Below are 6615 nucleotides of genomic sequence, written 5' to 3' on the forward strand. Positions count from 1 at the left end.
GCGAGGTGCCTGTGATGACCGGGGACGGCGACGACGGCGAGGCGGGGGACGGCGACGACGACTGGTTCGAACGAGCACTCGAGGAGACCGAGGGGGACCAGGCGGACGCCGACGAAGAGGACGCCGACGAAGAGGACGCGGCCCGCGACGACGCGGAGCGGAGAGATACGGCGGGAGCGGGTGCGCAACGAGAGGACGGAGATGGAGCGGACAGGGGGGACGTCTTCGGGACGGACTTCGCGTCGGCGTTCGAGGACGCGCCCACAGTCGAGGGTTCGGACACCCCCGACAGCGCGGCCTCGGGACCGTCGCTCGACGCCCCGGACATCTTCGGCGGAACCGACGACGGCTTCGACGAGTCCGAGTTCGAGTCGAACCTCGAACGCATCGACGTCGGCATCGAGGGGCTGGACGAGATGATTCTGGGGGGCGTCCCGAAGCGGTCGATGATGGTCGCCATCGGCGCCGCCGGGACGGGGAAGACGACGTTCGGCCTCCAGTTCCTCGAGGAGGCGCTGTCGACCGACGGGCGGGCCGTCTACATCACCCTCGAGGAGAGCAGAGAGCGCATCCTCGACACCGCCGAGGAGAAAGGCTGGCCGTTCCGGGACCACGTCGAGGAGGAGCGCCTCGTCGTCGTCGACCTCGACCCGGTGGAGATGGCCAACAGTCTCGCCAGCATCAGGGGAGAGCTCCCGCGTCTCATCGACGAGTTCGGCGCCGACCGCCTGGTGCTCGATTCGGTGTCGCTACTGGAGATGATGTACGACCACCCCGCCAGGCGCCGCAGCGAGGTGTTCGACTTCGCCCGGTCGCTCAAGGAGGGCGGCGTGACGACGATGCTGACCTCCGAGGTCAGCGAAGACAACCCCTACACCTCGCGGTACGGCATCGTCGAGTACCTCGCGGACGCCGTGTTCGTCCTGCAGTACATCAGGTCGGCCGACACCCGCGAGACCCGCCTCGGAGTCGAGATACAGAAGATTCGCGACGCGAACCACTCGCGGGAGACGAAACCTTACGAGATAACGAACGACGGCATCAGCGTCTACCGCCAGGCCAACATCTTCTGAGAGGCGGCTCTGGCGGCGAGGCGTCCCGGAGCGGCGCCGACCGAACCGCCCGCGCCGACCGGACCACCCGTCGCGACGCTCAGCGGACGATAGTCACCGGGACCGGCGAGTTCCTGAGGACGTGCTCGGCGGTGCTCCCCAGCAGGATGCGCGAGACACCCTTCCGACCGTGGCTCCCCATTACGACGTGGTCGTGCCGTTCCTCGGCGATTACCTCCACGATAGTCCGCGCCGGTCGGCCCACCTCGGTCCGCGTCTCGTAGTCTCCACCCAGCGTCTCCCCCAGCTCCTCGAACAGGTCCCTGGCGTCCTGTCGGGCGTTCCGGTACCACTCCTCGGACCCCGACGGCACGAACGTTCCACTCCGCCCCGCGGTCACCGGGTCGATGACGTGCAGAAACGTCACCGCCGCGTCCGGCCACTCGTCGGCGACGAGTTCCACGGCCGAACGCGACTGGGGAGACCCGTCGACCGGAACCAGGATTCGCTTGCCCATGACCGACAGTACGAGACGTCCTGACCTAAATCCACGGTGGAAAACCGCCGTGCGGAACCCGCCTCGCTCCCGGTCGGGCCCGCGTCGCTCCTCCTCGGCGAATCCGCGTCACTCCCCGTGGCGGGTGACGCAGTTCGAGAGGCCGACGAGTTCGACGGGTTCGGAGTTGTCCGGCGAGTAGACCACCATCTGGCCCTTCTCCATGTAGGGCACCTTGTCCTCCAGCGTGGGCGGGATGTTGACGCTCTTGATGGCGTCCTCGTCGCCGAGGTTCAACACGAGCTTGGTGTTCACCTGCTTGAACACCGGTTCGGCGATGTCCTGTGGGTCCTGGGTGATGAGAAACAGTCCCAGTCGCTCCTTCCGGCCCTGCTTCGCGGCCTCGGTGAACTTCCCGACCACTTGGCGGGCCTGGACGTTGTCGGCGCCGGCGAGGAAGTTGTGCGCCTCGTCCATCCCCAGCACCAGGGGCGTCTCCTTGATGCGCTGGCTCCGGGGGTCGTTCGACAGTTTGTCGTCGATGACTACCGTCGCCACGGCCAGGACGAACATCTCCTTGGCCCGACTGCTGGAGAGGTGGTAGGTCGGAACCACGGTCAGACCGCCCGGCCGGACCAGGGTGTGGTCCAGGTCGGTGATGGGGCGGGCGTCCTGGTCGAAGACGCCGTTCGGAATCGAGCGGACGCGTCGCTTGACGGCGTCGTAGCTGGCCTCGTGAACCCGCCCGGACTCGTGGAGTTCCTCTTTCAGCCCTGGGTCGTCGAGGAACGAGAGGAACTCCCGGTAGGTTCCGTCGCGGCCGTACTGCCGGAAGAACCGGTCGAGCAGGGTCCGCAGGGCGCCGTACTGGTTCTCGTTGAGGCTCGCGCCGGCGATGAGCCAGGGCATGTCGTAGTCGTGGACGATGGAGAACGGGACGGTGAACGGAACCTGCTCCGCGCGATGGCCCGCCCCGGGATAGGAGGTGCCCGCTTCGCGCGGAACCAGCGCCACAGTGTCCTCGTGTCCGCCGTGTGCGATTCGCTCTCGCTCGAGCCGCCGCCGGTCGCCGTCGTCGAGCGCCGGGTTGTCGTCGTGCATCTGGGCGTACTCGTCCTGGGGGTCGAACTGGACGACTGCGGGGCTGACCGCCCGCCCGTCGTCCATCCTGTAGGTCCGGCCCTCGGCCAGGTACTGCCGGAGGACGTTCTTCGCGGCGTGGGTCTTGCCCGACCCCGTCCCGCCCGCGACGAGCGTGTGTCTGAACACGAGCGGGTCGCCGTCCTCGTAGTCGTCTTTCAGTCGGTAGTCGATGGTCGGCGGTTCGGCCGCGGTCCGGACCGTCTCGCCCCCGACCGACAGGTGGCCGAGGAAGACGCCGCTCTCGGGGATGTTCAGCCCCGTCTTGATCTGTCCGCCGTCGGTCGCCTCGGTGACGACGGCCCCCGGTTTCGGCACGCGGTCGGTGAGCCGCCGCTTCAACTCCCCGCCGTCGCGGTAGAGGACCGCCAGGGGGTCGAGCGTCGCCATGAACTTGTAGTCGCGCTCGGAGAACTCGTCGCGCCGCATCATCCGCCGGGCGTAGATTTCGGTCGCGTCGTCGGCGGTGAACTCCTGGGCGTACTCCAGGGCCGTGATGCGACAGAACATGAGTTCGTCGTCCGGGTACGGGACGAGCAGGTACTTCCCGAGGCGCACCGTCTCGCGGTTCCCCGTGGTGACGAACGCCCGCAGCGTCGTGTCGTCGCCGTCCTCGGCGACGCGGAGCCCCTGCGTCACCGAGAGCACGCCGAGTCCCCGGTCGCTCCCGGTCGGTTCGATGTCGTAGGAGTCGAACTCGGCGGCGGTCGATTCCGCGGTGTCGACGTCGCTCCCGGACTCCTCTCCCTCTCGCCGGTCTCCGTCGTCTCCCCCCTCCCCCTCGCCGTCCCCTGAGAAGTCGGTGAAATCACCGAGTTCGGACATGTCACAGGCCACGACGCCCCCCGTCATACTCCTTTCGGAGGGTCGGCCCGGTCGCTCCGCACGCCGGGGTAGCTTCGTCGGCCGATTCGACCGGCTCACGACGCCTGACTGGTCCGGTCTGTCACTACTCTTCCTTCCGGTCACTCCGCGGCCCGAACGCGTAGAGACCGTCCGCGGCGGAGACGTACACCGCGCCGTCGCCGAGAGCGGGCTGGGACTCGACGCCGGCCATCATCATATCCCCCTCGACAGTCTGGAACGGGAAGGGGGCCGACGCCCAGCGCTCGGTCCCGTCGACGGCGTCCAGCGCGTACAGGCGAGCGCTCTCCCCGGCGGTCCCGACGTACACCACGCCGTCGCCGACAGCGGGCGGGGCGACGGCGCCCGGGAGCTCCTCCCGCGACCACCGAACGCTCCCGTCCTCGGCCGCGAGCGCCGCGAATCTCCCGCCGGCTCCGACGTAGACCGCGTCGTCGTCTGCGGCGACGCCCGCAGGACGCCGCTCGAACTCGCGCGTCCACCGCGTCTCCCCGTCGTCGACGGAGAGCGCGTGGAGAACGCCGTCGGAACTGGCGAGGTAGACGCGGCCGGCGGCGACGACGGGGCCCTCGAAGGAGTCGCCGGGCACCCGGGCGCGCCACCGTTCGGTTCCCCGCGCGAGCGAGTGACTCAGCACCACGCCGGTCCCGTCCCACCCGGCCGAGACCACCACGACGGTGTCGTTCGCCACGGCGACGCGGTTCGCGCGCTTCGGGGGGTCGGCACTCCAGCGAGGCCGGCCGTCGGTCAGGTCGTAGCACTGGACCTGCGGTTCCTGGAGCGTCGCGTCGCCGTGGACGGTCCCCTGCAGCGGGACCACGAGGGCGTCCCCGGTCACGGTCGGGTCGCCGACGACTCGCTCGGAGTGGTCCTTGCTCCACTCGACCGCGCCGGTGGCCGCGTCGTACGCCGTGATTTGCCCGTTCACCGCGGCGACGGCGCGCCCGCCGGCGACGGCGGGCCATCCGGCGCCCGGTCCGTCGAGCGGTTTCGACCACTGGATGCGCCCGTCGCTCGCGTCGCGGACGACGACGTACGGGTCGCCGTACACCGGGTGGGCCGTCCCGGCGTCCGGCTCCCGGGTCCGGGTCTTCGTGACCGGCGCGTCGGGGTCCGCGCCCAGTTTCGCGTAGTGGACGAGTCGGCCGTCGGCGAGGACGGCCGGACCGCTCCGGACGCGCCGCAGGTGCCAGTAGGCGCGGCCGTCGTCGGGGACGCCGGACGACGTCGAGACGCCGGTGTGGCCGGCGTTCGCCCCGTACTGCGGCCAGCCTCCGGCGACCGGGAGGGGTTCGGGGCTCCGCGGCGTCGCAGTCGGACGGTCGGACGCGTCGGTATCGGCGCTCGACGGCGGGGACCCCGGCGTCTCGGCGGGCGCCCCGCCCGCCGTCGCGTCGTCCGGTTCGCGGGCGGCACACCCGGCGAGCAACCCCCCGCCCGCGGCCAGGGCAGCAAGCAACTGCCTGCGAGAGCGGCGCATGACAGCAGTCGTTCGCCCGACGCGGAATGTGCTTTGGGGTGTGGATTGCATTCGCACCCGTCGACGAACGGGGGTCGTTCACGCGGCCCGCGCACTCCTTTTACTGTTCGCGGTCCTACTCCCTCGCATGTTGCTGGTTCGCGGTCACGGCGGCGGAACGGCGCTGACTGGGACCATCTTCGAGCGCGGCGAGCGGGCGCCGTCGTTCAAAGGGGCTCCCGACGAGGACGCGCCGTACGTGTGGGTCTGCGACGAGTTCTACGAGGTCGAGAGTGGCGGGTCCTCGACGACGATCGACGGCCGCGACATCAACGTGGCGTTCGAGTCGCCGATGCCGCGGGGCTTCGACACGCGCGAGCAAGCGCTGGAAGCCGCCAAGGAGCACGTCCGAACCCAGTTCGCCCGGGTCGGCGTCCCGGCGAGCGACGTCAGCATCGAGGTCATCAAGGCCGAACCCGGTCAGTCCTGACCCGCAGGTGCGTCCGGGCAGAGAGTCGGGCCACCGGACGGCCGACTCACAGCTCCTCTCCCCACCTGACGTCGTCGTAGGTCCGTATCGACTCGGAGTCGAACCGCTCCTCGAACTTGCGGCGGAGCGCCGCCTTCTCGTCGCGCCCGATGCTCGCCAGTTCGTCGGCTTTCTCGATGGCGGGGGGCGGTCCCCGCGTTCCCGCGACGTCGCGGAGCACCTGCCTGGTCAGTCGTCGTCGGACGTCCTCGTCGCGGGTGACGCCGAAGGGTGCCTCGACTCGGTAACACAGGTCCCGTCGCGGGTCGTACACGACGAAGAACGTCACCTCGTAGTCGAGCGGGTCGAGGCGGCGGTCGATGCCCAGTGCGTCCCCGTCTGCGGCGACGGCCCGGTCGGCACCGCCGCGGGACCGGAACCACGAGGTGAACGTCAACTGGTCGGTCCGGCGGTCCTCGCCCGGGCGGGTCCGCCCGTTCGCGTCGGGGTCCCGGCGCTCTAGGAGGCGCGCGAACAGGCTCGTGTCGTCGGTCCAGGGGGCCTCGACGCCGTTCTCCCTGAGCGTCCGGGTGACGAGGCGGCCCGCCGGGTTCTTGACGAACCCGGCGACCGGAACGTCCCGTTCGACGAACGTCTCGACCAGCCTGATGTAGTTCTCGACGACCGACCGCGGCTTGGCCTCGCGGGCCAGGTCCCCGAGTTCCGGATCCCGGTCCTCCCACGTGAGCAGTTCTTTCGGGTAGAGCGGCCCGTCGAGCAACAGGAGGTCGGTCACCGCCTCGGCGTGTTCGAGGGCGTGGGAACTCTCTGCCAGGTACAGCGACAGCGCGTGGACGATGCCCTCGGCGAATCGGTTGATGCGGGGCGCCAGGAGCACCCGTCGCCGGGCGTGCCCCTCGTCGTACCTGACCCAGTCCTCGGCCGGGGAGACGGTGGCGTCGTCGGCGTGTACCGTCGCCACGAGACTCCGGGAGCGGTGGAGGTCGAGGTCCGTCGGGACGCTCGCCATCGCCGCCTGCGCCACGTCGAGCACCAGGCCGTTCTTGAACGTCGTCGGGTTGACGGTGCCCGAATCGAGTCCGTGGACCGTCTCGAACGGCGGGTCGACAAGCGC

At 70.0% G+C, this 6615-nt stretch carries 6 protein-coding genes; 2 read left to right on the forward strand and 4 right to left on the reverse strand.

Going from position 1 to position 6615, the window contains the following annotated elements; all coding sequences use genetic code 11:
* The first annotated feature begins 14 nt into the window (after positions 1 to 14).
* Positions 15 to 1073 carry a KaiC domain-containing protein gene (locus ACESK5_RS18410; protein ID WP_372913046.1) on the forward strand — a complete coding sequence of 353 codons (1059 nt, stop codon included), beginning with the start codon at positions 15 to 17 and terminating at the stop codon, positions 1071 to 1073.
* Between the two features lie 79 nt (positions 1074 to 1152).
* Here ACESK5_RS18410 and ACESK5_RS18415 read toward each other — a convergent pair whose 3' ends face one another.
* The 3 genes from ACESK5_RS18415 to ACESK5_RS18425 form a co-directional block, all read right to left on the reverse strand.
* A complete protein-coding gene (locus ACESK5_RS18415) occupies positions 1153 to 1569 on the reverse strand; it encodes a universal stress protein (protein WP_372913041.1) in 417 nt (138 codons plus the stop codon).
* Positions 1570 to 1677: 108 nt separating this feature from the next.
* Entirely contained in the window at positions 1678 to 3513 is a 1836-nt protein-coding gene (locus ACESK5_RS18420; protein ID WP_372913042.1) for an ATP-binding protein, read from the reverse strand.
* 124 nt (positions 3514 to 3637) lie between these two features.
* Positions 3638 to 5032: a PQQ-binding-like beta-propeller repeat protein gene (locus tag ACESK5_RS18425; RefSeq protein WP_372913043.1), complete on the reverse strand. Its 1395-nt coding sequence runs from the start codon at positions 5030 to 5032 to the stop codon at positions 3638 to 3640.
* 127 nt (positions 5033 to 5159) lie between these two features.
* On the opposite strand from ACESK5_RS18425, the gene ACESK5_RS18430 reads away from it, so the two are divergent.
* Positions 5160 to 5501, forward strand: coding sequence for a hypothetical protein (locus ACESK5_RS18430; protein WP_372913044.1), 342 nt, complete (start codon positions 5160 to 5162; stop codon positions 5499 to 5501).
* A 46-nt stretch (positions 5502 to 5547) separates the two neighbouring features.
* On the opposite strand, the gene ACESK5_RS18435 is transcribed toward ACESK5_RS18430, so the two are convergent.
* On the reverse strand, positions 5548 to 6615 hold a 1068-nt coding region (locus tag ACESK5_RS18435; RefSeq protein WP_372913045.1), incomplete at its 5' end, for a DNA double-strand break repair nuclease NurA.

The sequence above is a fragment of the Salinigranum sp. genome (assembly GCF_041641895.1).
Taxonomy (GTDB): Archaea; Halobacteriota; Halobacteria; order Halobacteriales; family Haloferacaceae; genus Salinigranum.

Coding starts and splice junctions, on each gene's coding strand:
- ACESK5_RS18430 (WP_372913044.1), top strand. CDS start 5,160: ATGTTGCTGGTTCGCGGTCACGGCGGCGGAACGGCGCTGACTGGGACC.
- ACESK5_RS18410 (WP_372913046.1), top strand. CDS start 15: ATGACCGGGGACGGCGACGACGGCGAGGCGGGGGACGGCGACGACGAC.
- ACESK5_RS18420 (WP_372913042.1), bottom strand. CDS start 3,513: ATGTCCGAACTCGGTGATTTCACCGACTTCTCAGGGGACGGCGAGGGG.
- ACESK5_RS18425 (WP_372913043.1), bottom strand. CDS start 5,032: ATGCGCCGCTCTCGCAGGCAGTTGCTTGCTGCCCTGGCCGCGGGCGGG.
- ACESK5_RS18415 (WP_372913041.1), bottom strand. CDS start 1,569: ATGGGCAAGCGAATCCTGGTTCCGGTCGACGGGTCTCCCCAGTCGCGT.